This window comes from Streptomyces sp. IBSNAI002, from assembly GCF_052244475.1.
Classification (GTDB): Bacteria; Actinomycetota; Actinomycetes; order Streptomycetales; family Streptomycetaceae; genus Streptomyces.
The window spans coordinates 4,451,978-4,472,941 of record NZ_JBQPXG010000002.1 but is presented as its reverse complement, the minus strand read 5'-3'; the positions used below and the strand labels follow the sequence as shown (position 1 = coordinate 4,472,941).

At 69.7% G+C, this 20,964-nt stretch carries 20 protein-coding genes; 11 read left to right on the top strand and 9 right to left on the bottom strand.

Going from position 1 to position 20,964, the window contains the following annotated elements; all coding sequences use genetic code 11:
• Nucleotides 1-106 precede the first annotated feature (106 nt).
• The 5 genes from ACTVZO_RS21585 to trxA all read left to right on the top strand — a co-directional run bounded on the left by ACTVZO_RS21585 (nt 107) and on the right by trxA (nt 5,036).
• A complete protein-coding gene (locus tag ACTVZO_RS21585) occupies nt 107-1,834 on the top strand; it encodes a protein kinase family protein (RefSeq protein ID WP_443299950.1) in 1,728 nt (575 codons plus the stop codon).
• Nucleotides 1,835-1,935: 101 nt separating this feature from the next.
• On the top strand, nt 1,936-2,631 hold the full coding sequence (gene sigM, locus ACTVZO_RS21580) for an RNA polymerase sigma factor SigM (protein WP_443299949.1): 696 nt from the start codon (nt 1,936-1,938) through the stop codon (nt 2,629-2,631).
• Nucleotides 2,628-3,560, top strand: a complete 933-nt coding sequence (locus ACTVZO_RS21575) for an anti-sigma factor family protein (RefSeq protein WP_443299948.1) — start codon at nt 2,628-2,630, stop codon at nt 3,558-3,560. The genes sigM and ACTVZO_RS21575 overlap by 4 nt, the downstream gene beginning before the upstream one ends.
• 124 nt (nt 3,561-3,684) lie before the next feature.
• On the top strand, nt 3,685-4,644 hold the full coding sequence (trxB, locus tag ACTVZO_RS21570; RefSeq protein WP_443299947.1) for a thioredoxin-disulfide reductase: 960 nt from the start codon (nt 3,685-3,687) through the stop codon (nt 4,642-4,644).
• A 47-nt stretch (nt 4,645-4,691) separates the two neighbouring features.
• On the top strand, nt 4,692-5,036 hold the full coding sequence (gene trxA, locus ACTVZO_RS21565) for a thioredoxin (protein WP_443299946.1): 345 nt from the start codon (nt 4,692-4,694) through the stop codon (nt 5,034-5,036).
• Nucleotides 5,037-5,127: 91 nt separating this feature from the next.
• Here the strand turns inward: trxA and ACTVZO_RS21560 are convergent, their stop codons facing one another.
• The 9 genes from ACTVZO_RS21560 to rpmH form a co-directional block, all read right to left on the bottom strand.
• Nucleotides 5,128-5,745, bottom strand: a complete 618-nt coding sequence (locus ACTVZO_RS21560) for a GNAT family N-acetyltransferase (protein ID WP_443299945.1) — start codon at nt 5,743-5,745, stop codon at nt 5,128-5,130.
• Nucleotides 5,746-5,858: 113 nt separating this feature from the next.
• Complete coding sequence (locus ACTVZO_RS21555) at nt 5,859-6,950, bottom strand: ParB/RepB/Spo0J family partition protein (RefSeq protein WP_443299944.1); 1,092 nt, start codon at nt 6,948-6,950, stop codon at nt 5,859-5,861.
• Complete coding sequence (locus ACTVZO_RS21550) at nt 6,947-8,035, bottom strand: ParA family protein (RefSeq protein WP_362582459.1); 1,089 nt, start codon at nt 8,033-8,035, stop codon at nt 6,947-6,949. Before ACTVZO_RS21550 ends, ACTVZO_RS21555 begins: the two co-directional genes overlap by 4 nt.
• Nucleotides 8,036-8,299: 264 nt before the next feature.
• Complete coding sequence (gene rsmG / locus ACTVZO_RS21545) at nt 8,300-9,016, bottom strand: 16S rRNA (guanine(527)-N(7))-methyltransferase RsmG (RefSeq protein WP_443299943.1); 717 nt, start codon at nt 9,014-9,016, stop codon at nt 8,300-8,302.
• Nucleotides 9,017-9,147: 131 nt separating this feature from the next.
• Nucleotides 9,148-9,660 (bottom strand): Jag family protein, encoded by a 513-nt coding sequence (locus ACTVZO_RS21540; RefSeq protein ID WP_443299942.1) that lies wholly within the window; start codon nt 9,658-9,660, stop codon nt 9,148-9,150.
• Between the two features lie 15 nt (nt 9,661-9,675).
• Nucleotides 9,676-10,782 (bottom strand): membrane protein insertase YidC, encoded by a 1,107-nt coding sequence (yidC, locus tag ACTVZO_RS21535; RefSeq protein WP_443299941.1) that lies wholly within the window; start codon nt 10,780-10,782, stop codon nt 9,676-9,678.
• 3 nt (nt 10,783-10,785) lie between these two features.
• Nucleotides 10,786-11,067 carry a membrane protein insertion efficiency factor YidD gene (gene yidD, locus ACTVZO_RS21530; protein ID WP_215021225.1) on the bottom strand — a complete coding sequence of 94 codons (282 nt, stop codon included), beginning with the start codon at nt 11,065-11,067 and terminating at the stop codon, nt 10,786-10,788.
• On the bottom strand, nt 11,064-11,438 hold the full coding sequence (rnpA, locus tag ACTVZO_RS21525; RefSeq protein ID WP_443299940.1) for a ribonuclease P protein component: 375 nt from the start codon (nt 11,436-11,438) through the stop codon (nt 11,064-11,066). Before rnpA ends, yidD begins: the two co-directional genes overlap by 4 nt.
• A 21-nt stretch (nt 11,439-11,459) precedes the next feature.
• A complete protein-coding gene (rpmH, locus tag ACTVZO_RS21520) occupies nt 11,460-11,597 on the bottom strand; it encodes a 50S ribosomal protein L34 (protein ID WP_008741645.1) in 138 nt (45 codons plus the stop codon).
• Between the two features lie 357 nt (nt 11,598-11,954).
• Here rpmH and dnaA point away from each other — a divergent pair, with 357 nt between their 5' ends.
• The 6 genes from dnaA to gyrB all read left to right on the top strand — a co-directional run bounded on the left by dnaA (nt 11,955) and on the right by gyrB (nt 20,941).
• Nucleotides 11,955-13,736: a chromosomal replication initiator protein DnaA gene (gene dnaA / locus ACTVZO_RS21515; protein ID WP_443299939.1), complete on the top strand. Its 1,782-nt coding sequence runs from the start codon at nt 11,955-11,957 to the stop codon at nt 13,734-13,736.
• 851 nt (nt 13,737-14,587) lie between these two features.
• On the top strand, nt 14,588-15,718 hold the full coding sequence (gene dnaN, locus ACTVZO_RS21510) for a DNA polymerase III subunit beta (protein WP_443299938.1): 1,131 nt from the start codon (nt 14,588-14,590) through the stop codon (nt 15,716-15,718).
• Nucleotides 15,719-15,906: 188 nt separating this feature from the next.
• The gene (gnd, locus tag ACTVZO_RS21505; protein WP_384215127.1) at nt 15,907-16,782 is read left to right on the top strand and encodes a phosphogluconate dehydrogenase (NAD(+)-dependent, decarboxylating); all 876 of its coding nucleotides are present in this window, start codon (nt 15,907-15,909) and stop codon (nt 16,780-16,782) included.
• 105 nt (nt 16,783-16,887) lie between these two features.
• Nucleotides 16,888-18,024, top strand: a complete 1,137-nt coding sequence (gene recF, locus ACTVZO_RS21500; protein ID WP_443299937.1) for a DNA replication/repair protein RecF — start codon at nt 16,888-16,890, stop codon at nt 18,022-18,024.
• Complete coding sequence (locus tag ACTVZO_RS21495) at nt 18,021-18,563, top strand: DUF721 domain-containing protein (RefSeq protein ID WP_443299936.1); 543 nt, start codon at nt 18,021-18,023, stop codon at nt 18,561-18,563. The genes recF and ACTVZO_RS21495 overlap by 4 nt, the downstream gene beginning before the upstream one ends.
• 359 nt (nt 18,564-18,922) lie before the next feature.
• Complete coding sequence (gene gyrB / locus ACTVZO_RS21490; RefSeq protein WP_443303237.1) at nt 18,923-20,941, top strand: DNA topoisomerase (ATP-hydrolyzing) subunit B; 2,019 nt, start codon at nt 18,923-18,925, stop codon at nt 20,939-20,941.
• Nucleotides 20,942-20,964: the final 23 nt, after the last annotated feature.

Below are 20,964 nucleotides of genomic sequence, written 5' to 3'. Positions count from 1 at the left end.
GTCGCCCCCGTTCGTGTGTCGTGCATAGCGTCGGACTGTGGGCACAATTGGCATGGCTTCGCAGACTGGCCGACAGCGCGCAACGGATGGGGAGGCGGGAACGACGGTGGCGGAACGTAGCACGGCTGCCGTCGACGTGGCCGACAACAGTGGCGACAAGCCGCTGGCCGCGAAAGCGGACAAGGCCACGGCCGACGGGGTGGACACCCAGAACGGACGAGCCGCGGACGGACCCATGACCGAAAAGGACGGCGAACGCACGACCGCGGCCCCTGCGGCCGCACCCGAACTCCACAGCGGCCACAAGCTCGCCAGACGCTACCGGCTCGAGGAGTGCGTCACCCGTCTGGACGGATTCAGCAGCTGGCGTGCGATGGACGAGAAACTGCGCCGGGCCGTGGGCGTCCACCTGCTGCCCGCCGACCACCCGCGGGCCCGGTCCGTCCTCGCCGCCGCCCGGTCCTCCGCACTGCTCGGCGACCCCCGGTTCGTCCAGGTCCTCGACGCCGTGGAGGAGAACGACCTCGTCTACGTCGTCCACGAGTGGCTGCCCGACGCCACCGAGCTCACCGCGCTCCTCGCCGCGGGCCCCCTGGAACCCCACGAGGCCTACCAGCTCGTCAGCCAGATCTCCCAGGCCATGACCACGGCCCACCGCGAAGGCCTCGCCCACCTGCGCCTGACACCCAGCGCGATACTGCGCACCTCCACCGGCCAGTACCGCATCCGCGGCCTCGCCGTGAACGCCGCCCTGCGCGGCATCACCAGCGAGACGCCGCAGCGTGCCGACACCGAGGCCATCGGCGCACTCCTGTACGCCGCGCTCACCCAGCGCTGGCCGTACGAGAACGACGCCTACGGCCTCACCGGCCTGCCCAAGGGCGTCGGGCTGATCGCCCCCGACCAGGTCCGCGCCGGGGTGCACCGGGGCCTGGGCGAGCTCGCCATGCGCGCCCTCGCCAACGACGGGGCCACCGCCTCCCGTCAGGAGCCCGCCTGCACCAGCCCCGAGGAGCTGGCCAAGGCCGTCGCCGCGATGCCCCGCATCCGGCCCCCGGAGCCCGCCTTCACGGCCCCGCCGGAGTACCAGCACACCACCTACCAGCAGGGCAGCTACGGCCGTCCCACGCCTCCCGGGGCCAACACGGCCCAGGTACGGCCCATCGCGCCCCCGCCGCCCCCGCTGCAGAGCCGGACGGGCCGGGCCCTCAAGTGGGGTGTCGCCGCCCTGCTCATCGCCGCCCTGGGACTGGGCAGCTGGCAGCTGGCCGACACCCTGCTCGAGCGAAACAACGGCGGCACCAACGGCCCGAACCAGACGCAGACCGAGTCCGACGACGCCCCCAAGACGGTCACTCCCGGCAAGCAGCTCGGCATCGCCGATGCCTCCGTGTTCGCGCCCGACCCGGACCCGCTGAACGCCAAGGACAGCCACAAGGCCATCGACGGCAACCCGGAGACCGGCTGGTCCACCCCCCGGTACGACGGCTACGCCAACTTCGGCAACCTGCCGACCCGCAGGGGCGGCAGCGGCATCATCGTCGACCTCGGCAGCGTGCAGGACGTGGCCGGCATCGATCTGGACCTCTACGCGAGCGGCCAGAAGCTCCAGGTCCGGGCCGCCGCGCCGGAGGCCTCCTCGCCGTCGGAGCTCTCCCAGTTCTCCCAGCCGATCACCGAGCTGAAGGACGTGGAGAAGAAGCTGAAGGCCACCCTCGACAAGCCGGTCCGCACCCGCTACGTGCTGATCCACATCACCTCCCTGCCCTCCGAGGGAGCGGACAGCTACCGGGGCGGCATCAACGAGATCAAGATCCTCGGCACGACCCCTTAGAGGTCCCGACCGTCATCGAGGGCCCGCTGCGCCACCGGCACGGCGGGCCCTCGTCAATTCCCCCGACCAGGACGTAATCTCCCCCCGGGAGGCGAGGTGTGATGCACGACGCGACGACCGGCGACGCGAGCGACGCGGACCTGCTGGCCCGGCACACCGCCGGGGACCCCGAGGCCTTCGGTGAGCTCGTACGGCGCCACCGTGACCGGCTCTGGGCCGTGGCGCTTCGGACGCTCGGCGACCGCGAGGAGGCCGCCGACGCGGTGCAGGACGCCCTCGTCTCCGCCTACCGGGCCGCCCACACCTTCCGCGGGGAATCCGCCGTCACCACCTGGCTGCACCGCATCACCGTCAACGCCTGCCTCGACCGGGCCCGCAAGGCCGCCTCCCGCAAGACCTCGCCCCTCGACGACACGGAACGCCTTGAGCGCCTCCTGGAGCCCCACGAATCCGCCGAGGCCCCGGCGGAGCGCCAGGACCTCCACCGCCAGCTCCTGGCCGCCCTCAGCACCCTCCCCGCCGAACAGCGGGCGGCGCTCGTCCTCGTCGACATGCAGGGATATCCCGTCGCCGAGGCCGCCGACATCCTCGACGTCCCCACCGGCACCGTGAAGAGCCGGTGCGCGCGGGGCCGGGCGAAACTCCTCCCGATGCTCACTCATCTGCGCACGAATGCCGGGGATAACACCGCCACCGAGCGGGGAAGGAACCGGACGCCGGGTACAGCCGTCCCACCAGCGGCAGAACCCAGGCATCCCGATCCAGACGCAGTGAAGGGCGGAGGTGGACGACCGTGAGCCCCACCACCGGCACGACCGGCACGATCCGGCACCCGGACGTCTCGGAGATCTCCGACCTGACCGAAGGGCTCCTCTCCCCGGCCCGCAGCGCCGAGGTCCGCCTCCACCTCGGCGGCTGCGCGCTGTGCGCCGATGTACTCGCCTCCCTGGAGGAGATCCGGGCCGTGCTGGGCACCCTCCCGGGCCCGGCCCGGATGCCCGCCGACATCGCGGGCCGCATCGACGCGGCCCTGGCCGCCGAGGCCCTCCTCGACGCCACCACGCCCCGGGCTCCCCAGCAGAGCGGCCGGCCCGCCCAGGCCGCCCGTCCGCGCACCTCCGATCGCGATGTTTCACGTGAAACACCGGCGAGGGGTGCCCAGCCCGCCGGTCACCCGACCGGCCCAACCGGCCCTGGCCGGCGCCGCGCCCGCCGCCGGATCGCCGTACTCGCGGGACTGACCGGGGCCGCCGCCTGCGCCCTCGGGATCTTCCTGTTCGCCGACCCCTCCGGTCCGCCGCCGCTGACGGCCCGTGACGCGACGAGCTCGGCCGCCCAGCCCCGGGCCGCGGACGGCTCCTACACCGCACAAGGCCTCCAGAGCACGGTCCGGCGGCTCCTCTCCTCCGAGAAGACCTCCGGCACCGCCCCGCAGGGGGAGAACAACACGTACGGGATGGACGACACCTCTCCGGCGCCCGGAATCGCCCCCAACAGCCGCGGGGCGGCCTCCGTACCGGCGTGCGTCCAGAAGGCGACGGGCCGCCCGGACCTTCCGGTCGCCACCGAACGCGGCAGCTACCAGGGCACTCCGGTCTTCCTGCTCGTCCTGCCGCACCCGGGCGACGCCTCCCGCGTGGACGCCTACCTCGTCGACAGCGGCTGCGAGAGCGCCCCGGACACCACCGGAAAGGTGCTGCTCACGAACAGCTTTGCCCGAAGCTGACACATCGGGTCCCGCACCGGGCGGGCTGGGGAATGCATGCGCCGTAGGATCCGTTGGGTGGGGTGAGAGTCCGCACCGGCCCCCGGTAGGCAGTACGCAGTCCGCAGAGACGAGGAAGAAACCCGTGAGCGACGTCCGAAACGTGATCATCATCGGATCCGGACCGGCCGGCTACACCGCCGCCCTGTACACCGCACGTGCCTCGCTCAAGCCTCTGGTATTCGAAGGCGCCGTCACCGCCGGTGGCGCGCTGATGAACACCACCGAGGTGGAGAACTTCCCCGGTTTCCAGGACGGGATCATGGGCCCGGACCTCATGGACAACATGCGCGGCCAGGCCGAGCGCTTCGGCGCCGAGCTGGTGCCGGACGACATCGTGTCCGTGGACCTCACCGGTGACATCAAGACCGTCACCGACACCGCCGGCACCGTGCACCGCGCCAAGGCCGTCATCGTCACCACCGGCTCCCAGCACCGCAAGCTCGGCCTGCCGAACGAGGACGCCCTCTCCGGCCGCGGCGTCTCCTGGTGCGCCACCTGTGACGGGTTCTTCTTCAAGGACCACGACATCGCCGTCGTCGGCGGCGGCGACACCGCGATCGAGGAAGCGACCTTCCTCTCGCGGTTCGCCAAGTCCGTCACGATCGTCCACCGCCGCGACAGCCTGCGCGCCTCGAAGGCCATGCAGGACCGCGCCTTCGCCGACCCGAAGATCAAGTTCGCCTGGGACAGCGAGGTCGCCGAGATCCACGGCGAGCAGAAGCTCTCCGGCCTCACCCTGCGCAACACCAAGACCGGTGAGACCTCCGCGCTGCCCGTGACCGGCCTCTTCATCGCCGTCGGCCACGACCCCCGCACCGAGCTGTTCAAGGACCAGCTGGAGCTCGACGACGAGGGCTACCTCAAGGTCGACGCCCCCTCCACCCGGACCAGCGTGACCGGCGTCTTCGGCGCCGGCGACGTCGTGGACCACACCTACCGTCAGGCCATCACCGCCGCGGGCACCGGCTGCTCCGCCGCACTGGACGCCGAGCGCTTCCTCGCCGCCCTCGCGGACGCCGAGAAGGCCCACGCGACCGTCTGACCCCCGTACCAGCCCCACCCACACCCCGCAGGAAGAAGGAGGCCGCTGTGGCCGGCACCCTCAAGAACGTGACCGACGCAGACTTCGACGCCGAGGTCCTCAGGAGCGACAAGCCCGTACTGGTGGACTTCTGGGCCGCCTGGTGCGGACCGTGCCGCCAGATCGCGCCGTCCCTCGAGGCCATCGCCGCCGAGTACGGCGACCAGATCGAGATCGTCAAGCTGAACATCGACGAGAACCCGGCCACGGCCGCCAAGTACGGCGTCATGTCCATCCCGACCCTGAACGTGTACCAGGGCGGCGAGGTCGCCAAGACCATCGTGGGCGCCAAGCCGAAGGCCGCCATCCTGCGCGACCTCGCGGAATTCGTCCAGGACGCGAAGACCGTCTGACGATCCACCCGTTCCGCCGGGGGCGAACCCGGCGGCGGCCGCCGGAGAAACGGGGCCGTCCCTCACGGGGCGGCCCCGTTCCCGTGTCCGCTCACAGCGGGCGCAGCGCCGGCTCCTTGCGTGCCGCACCCAGCAGCCGGTCCAGCGCCAGCTCCACGTCTTCCTTCCACGACAGCGTGGAGCGCAGCTCCAGCCGCAGCCGCGGATGCGCCGGATGGGGCCGTACGGTCTTGAAGCCCACCGCGAGCAGGTGGTCCGCCGGGAGCAGGCACGCCGGGCCCTCCCACCGGGCGTCCCCGAACGCCTCGATGGCCCGGAACCCCCGCCGCAGCAGATCCTTCGCCACCGTCTGGACCATCACCCGGCCGAGCCCCTGGCCCTGGTATCCCGGCATGATCCACGCCGTGATCAGCTGCACGGCGTCCGGGGAGACCGGGCTCGTCGGGAACGCGGTGGACCGCGGTACGTACGCCGGCGGCGCGTACAGCACGAACCCGACCGGGACCTCGTCCACGTAGACGACCCGGCCGCACGATCCCCACTCCAGGAGGACGGCGGAGATCCAGGCTTCCTTCTCCAGTGCCGCTGTACCCGCCTTCACGGCGGCGTCACCGCTGACCGGATCGAGCTCCCAGAACACACAGGACCGGCAACGACGAGGCAGATCCTGGAGGTTGTCCAGCGTGAGCGGTACCAGCCGACGACCCATGAACGCATGGTAACCACTGGTCCCCCCTCCCGACAGGCGCGGCTCGGCAGCACGGCGAAGGGGCGGACCGCGCGGCTCTCACCGGCACGATCCGCCCCTCGGCGGCCCCGGGGTCACTCCTCGGACAGACCCTGCTCCAGCACCCGGCCCTCGCCCGGCGCCAGCGTCCCCAGAATCCGCTCCAGATCCTCCATCGACGCGAACTCGACGGTGATCTTGCCCTTCTTCTGGCCCAGGTCGACCTTCACCCGCGTCTCGAACCGGTCCGACAGCCGCGTCGCCAGCTCGCTGAGGGCCGGAGCCACCCGGGCACCCGCACGCGGGCCCTTCGGCTTCACCGCACTGGAGGGCTCCGACGCCATCAGCGTCACGATCTCCTCCACCGCACGCACCGACAGCCCCTCGGCCACGATCCGGTGCGCCAGGCGGTCCTGCTCCTCGGAATCCTCCACCGACAGCAGCGCCCGCGCGTGACCCGCCGACAGCACACCCGCGGCCACCCGGCGCTGTACCGACGGCGACAGCTTCAGCAGCCGGAGCGTGTTCGACACCTGCGGGCGCGACCGCCCGATCCGGTCCGCCAGCTGGTCGTGCGTGCAGTTGAAGTCCTGGAGCAGCTGGTCGTACGCCGCGGCCTCTTCCAGCGGGTTCAGCTGAGCCCGGTGCAGGTTCTCCAGCAGCGCGTCCAGGAGCAGCTTCTCGTCGTCCGTCGCCCGGATGATCGCCGGAATGCTCTCCAGACCGGCCTCCCGGCAGGCCCGCCAGCGCCGCTCGCCCATGATCAGCTCATAGCGGCCGGGAGCCGACTGCCGTACCACCACCGGCTGGAGCAGGCCCACCTCCTGGATGGAGGTCACCAGCTCGGACAGCGCGTCCTCGTCGAAGACCTCGCGCGGCTGGCGCGGGTTCGGCGTGATCGCGTCCATCGGAAGCTCCGCGAACGACGCCCCGGCCACCACATTGGCCTCCGGAGCCGCCGGCACCGGCTCGCTCACCGTCGGGGCCTCGAACGATGTTTCACGTGAAACATCGGCCTGCGCGAGCGAAGCGAGCTTCGCCGCCGCGACCCCGCGCTCCGAGGTCAGCACCGGCACCGCCGACGGAGACATCGACCCGCCGCCGACCACCGGCGGCGTCTTCTCCTGCGGAGCCGCCGGAATCAGCGCACCGAGCCCCCGCCCCAGACCTCTACGTCGCTCGCTCACTGGATCCCCTCCGCCACACTCTGCGTGCTGTTCACACCCGCGCCCAGATGGGCCTGCCGGGCGTCGTATTGCATTCCAACCCCACGAAACGCGATTTCCCGCGCCGCCTCCAGGTAGGAGAGCGAGCCGCTGGAACCCGGGTCATAGGTGAGCACCGTCTGCCCATAGCTCGGCGCCTCGGAGATGCGCACCGACCGCGGGATGCTCGTCCGCAGCACCTCCTTGCCGAAGTGACTGCGCACCTCGTCCGCCACCTGCGAGGCCAGTCGGGTCCGGCCGTCGTACATCGTCAGCAGGATCGTCGACACGTGCAGGGCCGGGTTCAGGTGGGCCCGCACCAGGTCGACATTGCGCAGCAGCTGGCCCAGACCCTCCAGGGCGTAGTACTCGCACTGGATCGGGATCAGCACCTCCGCACCCGCCACCAGAGCGTTGACCGTCAGCAGCCCCAGCGACGGCGGGCAGTCGATCAGGATGTAGTCGAGCGGCTGCTCGTACGCCTGGATCGCCCGCTGGAGCCGGCTCTCACGGGCCACCAGCGACACCAGCTCGATCTCCGCACCCGCGAGGTCGATCGTGGCCGGAGCACAGAAGAGCCCCTCCACGTCCACCACGGGCTGGACCACCTCCAGCAGCGGCCGGCTGTCCACCAGTACGTCGTAGATCGACGGCACATCCGCGTGGTGGTCGATGCCCAAGGCCGTGGAGGCATTGCCCTGCGGGTCGAGGTCGACCACCAGGACCCGCGCCCCGTGCAGTGCCAGCGAGGCCGCCAGATTCACGGTCGTCGTGGTCTTGCCCACGCCGCCCTTCTGGTTGGCCACCACGATGACCCGGGTCTGCTCGGGACGGGGCAAACCCTCACCGGCGCGCCCCAGCGCCTCGACCGCCAGCTGGGCGGCTCGGCCGATGGGGGTGTCGTTGTCTACAAGGGGAGGAGGCGATGTTTCACGTGAAACATCGTCCCCCGCCGATTCAGAGCGGGGACCGGGGACCGGATCGGCCATCGGCCCCGCGAGGTTGGCGTCGGACCGCACGGTGTCACTCTCCTCGACATCAGGCTCGCGATGAACAGAGCCTGCCATGTCACCGGGGTCGCGAACCAGCGGGGCCCGTACTCCTGTGGATGAATCCACCGATGTGGACAACTCCGTCCCCCTCGCGTCCTTGCGGGAGCGGGGGGACGCAGCCGCACGACCGCGGCTGATGATTCCGTGCAGCAGAGAGCGACGTTTCACGTGAAACACGATGCCCGGGCCGAGACTTCCGGCCGCTACGACACTCCGAAATCCATACCTATAGGGCCCAACGCAGGCGAAATCTGCCGCCGAACCCCGAGAACCAGACGTTCAGCGACGCCGCCGCGTGCGTCCCACCCGGGCCGCCTTAGCCCGCTTGGCCGCGAACCTCACCCCGCCGGGGCTCTCGCCGACCTCGACGCGCACCACCGTCGACAGGGGGTCCACCACGCCCTCACCGACGTGCAGCACCGAGGTCTTCACCACCCCGAGCTTCGCCAGCGCGGTCTTCGCCGACACCAGCTCCTCCTCGGCGGTGTCGCCCTTGAGCGCCAGCATCTCCCCGTACGGACGCAGCAGGGGCACGCCCCAGCCGGCCAGCCGGTCCAGCGGAGCCACCGCGCGGGCCGTCACCACGTGCACCGGCTGGACCTTCCCGAGGACTTCCTCGGCCCGTCCGCGCACCACCGTCACGTGGTCCAGGCCCAGCAGCTCCACGGCCTCCTGGAGGAAGGTCGTACGCCGCAGCAGCGGCTCGAGCAGCGTGATCTTCAGATCGCGCCGCACCAGAGCCAGCGGGATGCCGGGCAGACCCGCACCCGAGCCCACGTCGCACACGGTGACTCCCTGGGGAACCACCTCCGACAGCACAGCGCAGTTCAGCAGATGCCGCTCCCACAACCGCGGCACCTCACGCGGCCCGATCAGGCCCCGCTTCACTCCCGCATCGGCCAGCAGCTCCGCGTAGCGCACAGCTTCCGGGAAAAACTCACCGAACACCGCGCGCGCCTCTTCAGGCGCCGGGGGAAGCTCAGCTGCCTCCGTCACGGGGACCGTCCCTTCCGTACCGCATGGTTCTGAGGAACCACGTCTTCAAGATGGCGCGTCGTTCACATGCCAGGCTGACAAACTTCGGCCCCGTCTGCGACACAGACGGGGCCGAACACTCTCGCTGCCGGTCAGGCCGGGAGCACAACGACGAAGCGCTGCGGCTCCTCGCCCTCGGACTCGCTCCGCAGACCGGCCGCCGCCACCGCGTCGTGGACGACCTTGCGCTCGAACGGGGTCATCGGGGCCAGCTTCATGGGCTCGCCGGACGACTTCACGTCCGCCGCAGCCTGAGCACCCAGCGCCGCCAGCTCTTCGCGCTTCTTCGCGCGGAACCCGGCGATGTCCAGCATCAGCCGGCTGCGGTCGCCGGTCTCACGGTGCACGGCGAGGCGGGTCAGCTCCTGCAGAGCCTCCAGAACCTCACCGTCGCGGCCCACGAGCTTCTGCAGGTCGCGGCCGGCCGAGTCACTGACGATCGACACCGCGGCCCGGTCGGCCTCGACGTCCATGTCGATGTCGCCGTCCAGGTCGGCGATGTCCAGCAGACCCTCAAGGTAGTCGGCCGCGATCTCACCCTCCTGCTCGAGGCGGGTCAGGGTGTCGCCACTCTCAGCGGCGGCGGTGGTGGTGCCTTCCGTCACGGGAGGGACTCCTTCTTACTTCTTGGAGGGCTTGCTGGGGGGCGTCTGACGCTTCGACTTCGTCTGCCGCTTGGGCTGCTGCCGCTTCGTGGCGACACCACCGCTCGCCGCGTCCGAGTCGACGGTGGCTTCAGCACTCTTGGTGACCGAGCCGTCCGCCTGAGCGGCCAGGCCCTGCTTGGTCAGCGCGGAGATGAACTTGCGTTCGTTGTCGTTGCGGTCCGGGCCCTTGGCCACGATCGCGGCGACGACCTTCTTCTTGCTCCGGCCCTTGACGTCACCGTGCGAGCTGACGTGCTTCAGCAGGCGGTTCAGGTACTGGTCCTGGGCCATGCTGCCCGGCGTCGGGTTCTGGTTGATCACGTACATCTGCTGGCCCATGGTCCACACGTTCGTGGTCAGCCAGTAGACGAGGACACCGACGGGGAAGTTGATGCCCATGACCGCGAAGATCACGGGGAAGATGTACATCAGCATCTTCTGCTGCTGCATGAACGGCGTCTTGACCGAGAGGTCGACGTTCTTCTGCATCAGCTGACGCTGGGTGTAGAACTGCGACAGCGACATCAGGATGATCATGACGGCGGTGACGATGCGCACATCGGTGATCGAGGCGTCCAGGCTCGCGACCTTCGCGGCGCTGTCCGTGAACTTCGCCGCGAGCGGAGCACCGAAGATGTGGGCCTGACGTGCGCTGGCCAGCAGCGGACCGTCGATGTAGCCGATCTCTTTGCCGCTGGCGATGCTGGAGAGCACGTGGTAGAGCGCGAAGAAGAACGGGGACTGCGCCAGGATGGGAAGGCACGAGGAGAGCGGGTTGGTACCCGTCTCCTTGTACAGCTTCATCATCTCTTCGGACTGACGCTGCTTGTCGTTCTTGTAGCGCTCCTGGATCGCCTTCATCTTCGGCTGGAGCGCCTGCATGCCACGCGTCGCCTTGATCTGCTTCACGAAGAGCGGGATCAGGCAGATACGGATCAAGACCACCAGGGACACGATGGACAGGCCCCAGGCCCACCCACTGTCCGCACCGAAGACCGCCCCGTACAGCTTGTGGAACTGGACGATGATCCACGAAACGGGTGTGGTGATAAAGCTGAACAGACTGGCAATCGTGTCCACTAATCAGGCTCCTTGAGCATTGCGAGATCTACGCAACGCACTGCGCAGCTGCTCGTGCCAACGCGGGCGTTTACGAGGTGGGACATGGTCCACACCGCCCGGGGACCACGGATTGCACCGCAGGATCCGCCAGCCGGTCAGGACCGTCCCCTTCACCGCACCATGCCGGTCGATGGCCGTGTACCCGTAGTGCGAACACGAGGGGTAGTAGCGGCACACCGGGCCGAGCAGCGGACTGATCGTCCACTGGTACAGCTTGATCAAAGCGAGCAGCGGGTACTTCATCGAGCCACGCCTCCCAGGAGCCGCACCAGAGCGGCATCCAGGTCCCGGGCCAGATCGTCGGGGCCGGCATCACCCGCTCCGGGCAACGCACGTACCACCACCAGGCTACCGGCGGGCAGCTGGGACAGCCGCTCCCGGACCAGATGGCGCAGACGGCGCTTCACCCGGTTACGTATGACGGCGTTGCCGACAGCCTTGCTGACGACGAAACCCGCACGCGTCGAGGGATCGATCTCCCCCGGCTCGTGCGGGTCCGTTGCACCGCTTGTACGTAGGTGGACGACGAGGAGCGGGCGACCAGCCCGACGACCTCGACGTACCGCGCTCGCGAAGTCCTCGCGCCGCCTCAGCCGATTCTCGGGAGACAGCACGACGTCACGACCTGCGTGTTGTTACGCGGAAAGGGCGGCGCGGCCCTTGCCACGACGGTTCGCGAGGATCGCGCGACCGGCACGGGTACGCATCCGCAGGCGGAAGCCGTGGGTCTTGGCACGACGGCGGTTGTTCGGCTGGAAGGTGCGCTTGCTCACTCGGGGGCTCCAGAGAATGAAATCGTTGTGGCGGGACATCGCCTGGCTGTCACCGTGCGCCCACGAGGAAACTCGCGTGTTCGCCCGAGTGGCACCGCTAAACGATCACTATCAGTGATCTTCGCCCATCGGTAGGCAGGCGGCAGCAGCCATCGACAACTCGACCTCGTTACGGTACGCGCGGCTACGCCATCCGGTCAAACCGAGCCGATGCTGCCCCCACACTGTGCACAGGCTGTGGACAACGACTTGAACCGTACCCGCTGGCCTGACTACCGTTGCCTGATCCCGGATTTTTTGTCCCGACCGTCCCAAAGAACCACACATTCGTGGGACCCCTGTGAGAGAGCGTGCTCTGTGGCTGACGTACCTGCCGATCTTGCCGCAGTGTGGCCAAGGGTGCTCGAAAAGCTCCTCGGGGAGGGACAGCCGGGGATCGAACCCAAGGACAAGCAGTGGGTCGAGCGATGCCAGCCCCTGGCCCTCGTCGCCGACACCGCACTGCTCGCCGTCCCCAACGAGTGGGGCAAGCGCGTCCTCGAGGGCCGGCTCGCCCCGCTGATCAGCGACGCCCTGAGCCGCGAGTGCGGCCGTCCCATCCGGATCGCCATCACCGTGGACGATTCCGCCGGCGAGCCCGCGCCCTCCGCCCCGGGCGGACAGCAGCAGGGCGCGTACGAGCCGTACCCCGGCCAGCGCCCCGGCGGCCCGGGCGGCCCCTCCGACGACCAGCTCCCCACCGCCCGCCCCGCCTACCCGGACTACCAGCAGCAGCGCCCGGAGCCCGGCGCCTGGCCCCGGGGCGGCCAGCAGGACGACTACGGCTGGCAGCAGCCCCGCCTCGGCGGCTTCCCCGAGCGCGACCCGTACGCCTCGCCGCAGCCGGGCTACCTCCAGCAGCCCGAGCCCCCGGCCTACGACCAGGGCTCCTACGAGCAGCAGCAGTACGAGCAGTCCTCGTACGAGTCCCAGCAGCAGCACCAGTCCCACCCGTCGCATCAGTACGAACAGCAGCAGTACGAGCAGCCCCCGCCCCGGCAGGCCCCCGGCAGGCCCTCGGCCGCGCCGGCGCCGTCCGGCGGCTCCACGTCCGGACCGCTCGAGCCGACCGCCCGGCTGAACCCCAAGTACCTGTTCGACACCTTCGTCATCGGCGCCTCCAACCGCTTCGCGCACGCGGCCGCGGTGGCCGTCGCCGAGGCACCCGCGAAGGCGTACAACCCGCTCTTCATCTACGGGGAGTCGGGACTCGGCAAGACGCACCTGCTGCACGCCATCGGGCACTACGCGCGGAGCTTGTACCCCGGCACCCGCGTGCGGTACGTGAGCTCCGAGGAGTTCACCAACGAGTTCATCAACTCCATCCGCGACGGCAAGGGCGACGCGTTCCGCAAGCGCTACCGCGAGATGGACATCCTGCTCGTCGACGACATCCAGTTCCTCGCGAGCAAGGAGTCGACGCAGGAGGAGTTCTTCCACACCTTCAACACGCTCCACAACGCCAACAAGCAGATCGTGCTCTCCTCCGACCGGCCGCCCAAGCAGCTCGTCACCCTGGAGGACCGGCTCCGCAACCGCTTCGAGTGGGGCCTGATCACCGACGTCCAGCCGCCCGAGCTGGAGACCCGCATCGCGATCCTGCGCAAGAAGGCGGTCCAGGAGCAGCTCAACGCCCCGCCGGAGGTACTGGAGTTCATCGCCTCCCGCATCTCGCGCAACATCCGCGAGCTGGAGGGGGCGCTGATCCGGGTCACGGCCTTCGCGAGCCTGAACCGCCAGCCGGTCGACCTGGGCCTGACCGAGGACGTCCTCAAGAACCTGATCCCCGGCGGCGAGGACAGTGCGCCGGAGATCACGGCGACCGACATCATGGCGGCCACCGCCGACTACTTCGGGCTCACCGTGGACGACCTGTGCGGCTCCTCGCGCAGCCGGGTCCTGGTGACCGCGCGGCAGATCGCCATGTACCTGTGCCGGGAGCTCACCGACCTGTCCCTGCCCAAGATCGGGGCGCAGTTCGGCGGGCGGGACCACACCACGGTCATGCACGCCGACCGCAAGATCCGCGCCCTGATGGCGGAACGCCGCTCCATCTACAACCAGGTCACGGAGCTCACCAACCGCATCAAGAACGGCTGAGGCGGCCCCGAGCAGACCTCTTCCAAACGCTTCCAGAGGGCGCTCCCGGACCACACCGGGGGCGCCCTTCTTCGTCCGCGCGCCCCTGACCTGTTCGAATACGCCCCCTCGGGAGCAACTCATCCACAGATTCACGGACTTTCTGCCGTCCACACCCTGGGGACGGCTCCCTTCGCCCACAATCTGTCCACAGGGATACCGGGTGAGGATCCATCAGGCCAGGTCAGCAGCCTGTGGAATTGTGCGCAAGCGTCATCCACAGGCTGTGGACAAACTATTCGTCCACAGCCCTGTCCACGACGTTGTCCACCGCCAACCCACAGGTTCGCGGATCCTGTGCACAGGATCCGACGTCTTCTCCACACCGTTGTCCACTGTTCGGCAACATTCCACCCCCGCTCACCGCCCCGAGTGAAAGCCGTCACACGGAGGTGGACGTTTGGGTTGTGGAGTACTGGGGGAAAGCTGGGGACACACCTGTGGAGTAGTCGAGGTCGTCTGGGGACGGCCTGTGCAGAACTTTTCGTTCTCCACAGAGACACCGTGTTGTCCACCGGTGCCACCCACAGGGTGTGGGGATAAAAAACGCGGGTTGACCTGCGAAAACGAGGTTATCCACCGTTTCCACAGGCCCTACTACTACCCCCATAGAGAGTTAGCCCGGTTTCGGTTTTCAAGCAGGTCCTGTGCACAACTCGGTGGACGGGCTCGCCGACGCCTCGCTCCCGACTTGACCGCCAGCCGCACCGAGTGTCGGCGCCGTACGTCAGACTGGTCCCCGGCACTCGAGCCATCGACAAGCCGACGACGAAGGCCGGCAGACGAGCGAGCAACAGCAGGAGGCGGTTCCGGTGAAGATCCGGGTGGAGCGCGACGTACTCGCGGAGGCGGTGGCCTGGGCTGCCCGTAGCCTCCCGGCCCGGCCGCCGGTGCCCGTTCTCGCGGGCCTGCTGCTGAAGGCCGAAGAGGGCACCCTCAGCCTCTCCGGCTTCGACTACGAGGTCTCGGCCCGCGTCTCCGTCGAGGCGGACGTCGAGGAGGACGGCACGGTCCTGGTCTCCGGCCGGCTGCTGGCCGACATCTGCCGCGCCCTCCCCAACCGCCCGGTGGAGATTTCCACAGACGGTGTACGGGCGACCGTGGTCTGCGGCTCCTCGCGGTTCACACTCCACACCCTGCCTGTGGAGGAATACCCGGCGCTGCCGACGATGCCGACCGCCACCGGCACCGTGCCCGGCGAGGTCTTCGCCTCCGCCGCCGCCCAGGTCGCCATCGCCGCCGGCCGCGACGACACGCTGCCTGTGCTGACCGGTGTGCGCATCGAGATCGAGGGCGACCGCGTCACCCTCGCCTCCACCGACCGCTACCGCTTCGCGGTCCGCGAGTTCCTGTGGAAGCCGGAGAACCCGGACGCCTCCGCCGTGGCCCTGGTGCCGGCGAAGACGCTCCTGGACACCGCCAAGTCGCTCACGAGCGGTGACACCGTCACACTGGCGCTGTCCGGCTCCGGTGCCGGTGAGGGCCTGATCGGCTTCGAGGGTGCCGGCCGCCGCACCACCACCCGCCTCCTCGAGGGCGACCTGCCGAAGTACCGCACGCTGTTCCCGACGGAGTTCAACTCCATCGCCGTGATCGAGACCGCCCCGTTCGTCGAGGCCGTCAAGCGCGTCGCGCTGGTCGCCGAGCGCAACACCCCGGTCCGCCTGAGCTTCGAGCAGGGCGTGCTGATCCTCGAGGCCGGTTCCTCCGACGATGCACAGGCTGTGGAGCGCGTCGACGCCAAGCTCGACGGCGACGACATCTCGATCGCCTTCAATCCGACCTTCCTGCTCGACGGCCTGAGCGCGATCGACTCGCCCGCCGCGCAGCTCAGCTTCACCACGTCCACCAAGCCGGCGCTGCTCAGCGGCCGCCCGGCGGTCGACGCCGAAGCCGATGAGGCGTACAAGTACCTGATCATGCCGGTGCGCCTCTCCGGCTGATTCTTCGCAGGTCAGGCCCGGTCTCGCGCGCTGCGAGACCGGGCCTGACCGCGTTTTACCGTACTCCCGGGCCAGGCGCGCCCCGTGGCGCCCGGCGAGCCCGCCGGGCGTAGGCTCGGGGCCTGGGATGTCCTCCGGGTAGCAGGAGGCCCCGGCAAAGACGGCCACAACGCTTAAGGAACCACTTGATGGAGCTTGGTCTCGTCGGTCTCGGCAAGATGGGCGGCAACATGCGCGAGCGCATCCGCCGCGCAGGCCACACCGTCATCGGATACGACCGCAACCCGGACCTCGCCGATGTCCACAGCCTGCAGGAGCTTGTGGACAGTCTGCAGGCCCCCCGCGTGGTGTGGGTCATGGTCCCGGCCGGAGCGGCCACCCAGTCCACGGTCGACGAGCTCGCCGAGCTGCTGTCGCCGGGCGACATCGTGGTCGACGGCGGCAACTCGCGCTGGACGGACGACGAGAAGCACGCCGAGGAGCTGAAGGCCAAGGGCATCGGCTTCGTCGACTGCGGCGTCTCCGGCGGCGTGTGGGGCCTCGAGAACGGCTACGCCCTCATGTACGGCGGCGACAAGGAGCACGTCGCGACCGTGCAGCCGGTCTTCGACGCCCTCAAGCCCGAGGGCGAGTTCGGCGCCGTGCACGCCGGCAAGGTGGGCGCGGGCCACTTCGCGAAGATGGTCCACAACGGCATCGAGTACGCCATGATGCAGGCCTACGCCGAGGGCTGGGAGCTGCTGGAGAAGGTGGACTCGGTCACCGACGTCCGCGAGGTCTTCCGCTCCTGGCAGGAGGGCACGGTCATCCGGTCCTGGCTGCTGGACCTGGCCGTGAACGCCCTCGACGAGGACGAGCACCTCGACCAGCTGCGCGGCTTCGCCCAGGACTCGGGCGAGGGCCGCTGGACGGTGGAGGCGGCGATCGACAACGCCGTTCCGCTGCCCGCGATCACCGCCTCGCTGTTCGCGCGGTTCGCGTCGCGCCAGGACGACTCCCCGCAGATGAAGATGATCGCCGCGCTGCGCAACCAGTTCGGCGGCCACGCGGTCGAGAAGAAGTAGCCGGGAAGAAGCAGCGCAAGAGACACCGTGCGGCGCCCCGGGGCCGCACACAGCACCACACAGCACCACACAGAGCAGCAGGAAGCCGGGGGAGGTCGGCGCCGTATGCACGTTTCGCATCTCTCGCTGGCCGACTTCCGCTCGTACGCCCGGGCCGAGGTTCCCCTCGACCCGGGCGTCACCGCTTTCGTGGGCCCCAACGGCCAGGGGAAGACCAACCTCGTCGAGGCGATCGGCTACCTGTCGACGCTCGGCAGCCACCGGGTCTCCTCGGACGCGCCGCTCGTCCGGATGGGCGCGGAGCGGGCGGTCATCCGGGCGTCCGTCACCCAGGGCGAGCGCCGGCAGCTGGTCGAGCTGGAGCTGAACCCGGGCCGGGCGAACCGGGCCCGGATCAACCGGTCCTCGCAGGTGAAGCCGCGGGACGTGCTGGGGATCGTGCGGACGGTGCTGTTCGCGCCGGAGGACCTGGCGCTCGTGAAGGGCGACCCGGGCGAGCGGCGCCGGTTCCTGGACGAGATCGTCACGGCGCGCTCGCCGCGGATGGCGGCGGTCCGCTCGGACTACGAGCGGGTGCTGAAGCAGCGCAACACCCTGCTGAAGTCGGCGGCGATGGCCCGCCGGCACGGCGGCCGGTCCATGGACCTGTCGACCCTGGACGTGTGGGACCAGCACCTGGCGCGGGCGGGCGCGGAGCTGTTGGCGCAGCGCCTGGACCTGATCGCGACGCTGCTGCCGCTGGCGGACAAGGCGCACGAGCAGCTCGCGCCCGGCGGCGGCCCGCTGGGGCTCGCGTACCGGTCCTCGGCGGGCGAGCCGGTGGACAGCGGGTCGGCGCGCAGCCGCGAGGCGATCTACGAGGTGCTGCTGGCGGCCCTGGCCCAGGTGCGCAAGCAGGAGATCGAGCGGGGCGTGACGCTGGTCGGCCCGCACCGCGACGACCTGCTGCTGAGGCTCGGGGAGCTGCCGGCGAAGGGGTACGCGAGCCACGGGGAGTCGTGGTCGTACGCGCTGGCCCTGCGGCTGGCCTCGTACGAGCTGCTGCGCTCGGAGGGCGCCGAGCCGGTGCTGATCCTCGACGACGTGTTCGCGGAGCTGGACGCGCGGCGGCGGGAGCGGCTGGCCGAGCTGGTCGCGCCGGGCGAGCAGGTGCTCGTGACGGCGGCGGTGGACGATGACGTTCCGGGTGTGCTGACGGGGACGCGGTTCGGGGTGTCCGGCGGTGAGGTGACCCGGCTGTGAGCGATCAGGACAAGGAGCCGCGCAAGGAGGCCCGCAGGGCGCCGGAGCCCTCCGGGGTGGACCTGGCGCGGCAGGCGCTGGCCGCGGCGCGGGAGCAGGCGCGGGCGCGGGGGAGCGCGGCGGGCGGGAAGAAGCGGCAGCAGGGTCCGGGGCTGAGGTCGGGGGCGCGGGCGGACGGCCGGGACCCGATGCCGTTGATGGCGGCGCTGGACCGGCTGCGCACCGAGCGCGGCTGGGAGATGCCGATGGCGGTGGCGGGCGTGATGGAGCGCTGGCCGGAGATCGTCGGCCCCGACATCGCCGCGCACTGTGAACCGGAGCACTACGAGGACCGTGAACTGGTCGTCCGGTGCGATTCCTCGGCGTGGGCGGCCCAGCTGAAGCTGCTGGCCCCGCAGCTGGTGGCCCGGCTGAACGCGGACCTGGGGCAGGGAACGGTCCGGCTGATCAAGGTCCGGGGCCCCGGGGGCGGGCGTCCGAAGGGATACGGGCCGTGGCGGGCGCCGGGCAGTACGGGCCCGGGGGACACGTACGGCTAGACCGTCTCCCGAAGGGACGGTGCAGACCCCGCCGAGGGTGCCGGCGGGGCCCCCGGGCACGGCGTCGTCGGCCGCCCGGGGCCGGGGCGGCAGGTGGTGTCCCTCACGGTAGCGGGAGGTTGACAGGCCGAAGCGCTGGATGCCCGTGTGAGCCTCTTTGAGCCCCTTCCCGGATATGGGGAGTCGGAAGGTGGAGGTTCAGGGCGGCACATGCGGACTCAGGTACCGGCAAACCCCCATTCATGTCAGTGGTACCGGTAGACTGAAGGGAATCCCGCCCGATCGCGGGATCACGCAGACAACGCAGATCGACGCGGCCGCTCCTCCGGCGCACACGCTGGTCCGGAGTACGGGCTGCGCTGTGCCAGAAAGGGCGCTTCGTGGCCGATTCCGGCGACTCCAACGAGAAGAATTACGACGCCAGTGCCATCCAGGTCCTCGAGGGCCTGGATGCGGTCCGCAAGCGGCCGGGTATGTACATCGGCTCGACCGGTGAGCGTGGCCTGCACCACCTCGTGCAGGAGGTCGTGGACAACTCCGTCGACGAGGCCATGGCCGGGCATGCCGACACGATCGACGTGACGATCCTCGCCGACGGCGGTGTGCGCGTGGTGGACAACGGCCGGGGCATCCCGGTCGGCATCGTGCCGTCCGAGGGCAAGCCGGCCGTCGAGGTCGTCCTGACCGTGCTCCACGCGGGCGGCAAGTTCGGCGGCGGCGGCTACGCCGTCTCCGGCGGTCTGCACGGCGTCGGCGTGTCCGTCGTGAACGCCCTGTCGACGAAGGTCGCGGTCGAGGTCAAGACGGACGGCCACCGCTGGACCCAGGACTACAAGCTCGGCGTGCCGACGGCCCCGCTGGCCAAGAACGAGGAGACCGACGAGCACGGCACGTCGGTGACGTTCTGGGCCGACCCGGACGTCTTCGAGACGACCGACTACTCCTTCGAGACGCTCTCGCGGCGCTTCCAGGAGATGGCCTTCCTGAACAAGGGCCTGACCCTGACGCTGACGGACGAGCGCGAGTCGGCGAAGGCGACCGTGGGGGCGGACTCCGTCGAGGAGGCCGACGACGCCCAGGCGCGCACGGTGAAGTACCACTACGAGGGCGGCATCGTCGACTTCGTGAAGTACCTCAACTCGCGCAAGGGCGAGCTGATCCACCCGACCGTCATCGACGTCGAGGCCGAGGACAAGGAGCGGATGCTCTCGGTCGAGATCGCGATGCAGTGGAACTCGCAGTACACGGAGGGTGTCTACTCCTTCGCGAACACGATCCACACGCACGAGGGCGGTACGCACGAGGAGGGCTTCCGTGCGGCGCTGACGGGTCTGGTCAACCGGTACGCGCGGGACAAGAAGCTGCTGCGCGAAAAGGACGACAACCTCGCCGGCGAGGACATCCGCGAGGGTCTGACGGCGATCATCTCGGTGAAGCTGGGCGAGCCGCAGTTCGAGGGCCAGACGAAGACCAAGCTGGGCAACACGGAGGCGAAGACCTTCGTGCAGAAGGTCGTCCACGAGCACCTGAACGACTGGTTCGACCGGAACCCGGTCGAGGCCGCGGACATCATCCGCAAGTCGATCCAGGCCGCCACGGCCCGCGTCGCGGCCCGCAAGGCCCGTGACCTGACCCGGCGCAAGGGTCTGCTGGAGAGCGCCTCGCTGCCGGGCAAGCTGTCCGACTGCCAGTCGAACGACCCGACGAAGTGCGAGATCTTCATCGTCGAGGGTGACTCCGCCGGCGGCTCGGCGAAGTCCGGCCGCAACCCGATGTACCAGGCCATCCTGCCGATCCGCGGCAAGATCCTGAACGTCGAGAAGGCCCGGATCGACAAGATCCTCCAGAACACCGAGGTCCAGGCGCTGATCAGCGCGTTCGGCACGGGTGTGCACGAGGACTTCGACATCGAGAAGCTCCGTTATCACAAGATCATCCTGATGGCGGACGCCGACGTCGACGGCCAGCACATCAACACCCTGCTGCTGACCTTCCTGTTCCGCTTCATGCGGCCGCTGGTCGAGGCGGGTCACGTGTACCTGTCCCGCCCGCCGCTGTACAAGATCAAGTGGGGCCGCGACGACTTCGAGTACGCGTACTCGGACCGTGAGCGCGACGCCCTGGTCGAGCTCGGCAAGCAGAACGGCAAGCGGATCAGGGAAGACTCGATCCAGCGCTTCAAGGGTCTGGGCGAGATGAACGCCGAGGAGCTGCGCGTCACCACCATGGACGTGGACCACCGCGTGCTCGGCCAGGTCACCCTGGACGACGCGGCGCAGGCCGACGACCTGTTCTCGGTGCTGATGGGTGAGGACGTCGAGGCCCGGCGCTCCTTCATCCAGCGCAACGCCAAGGACGTTCGCTTCCTCGACATCTGAGTCGGCTCAGCTGACCGCCTGAA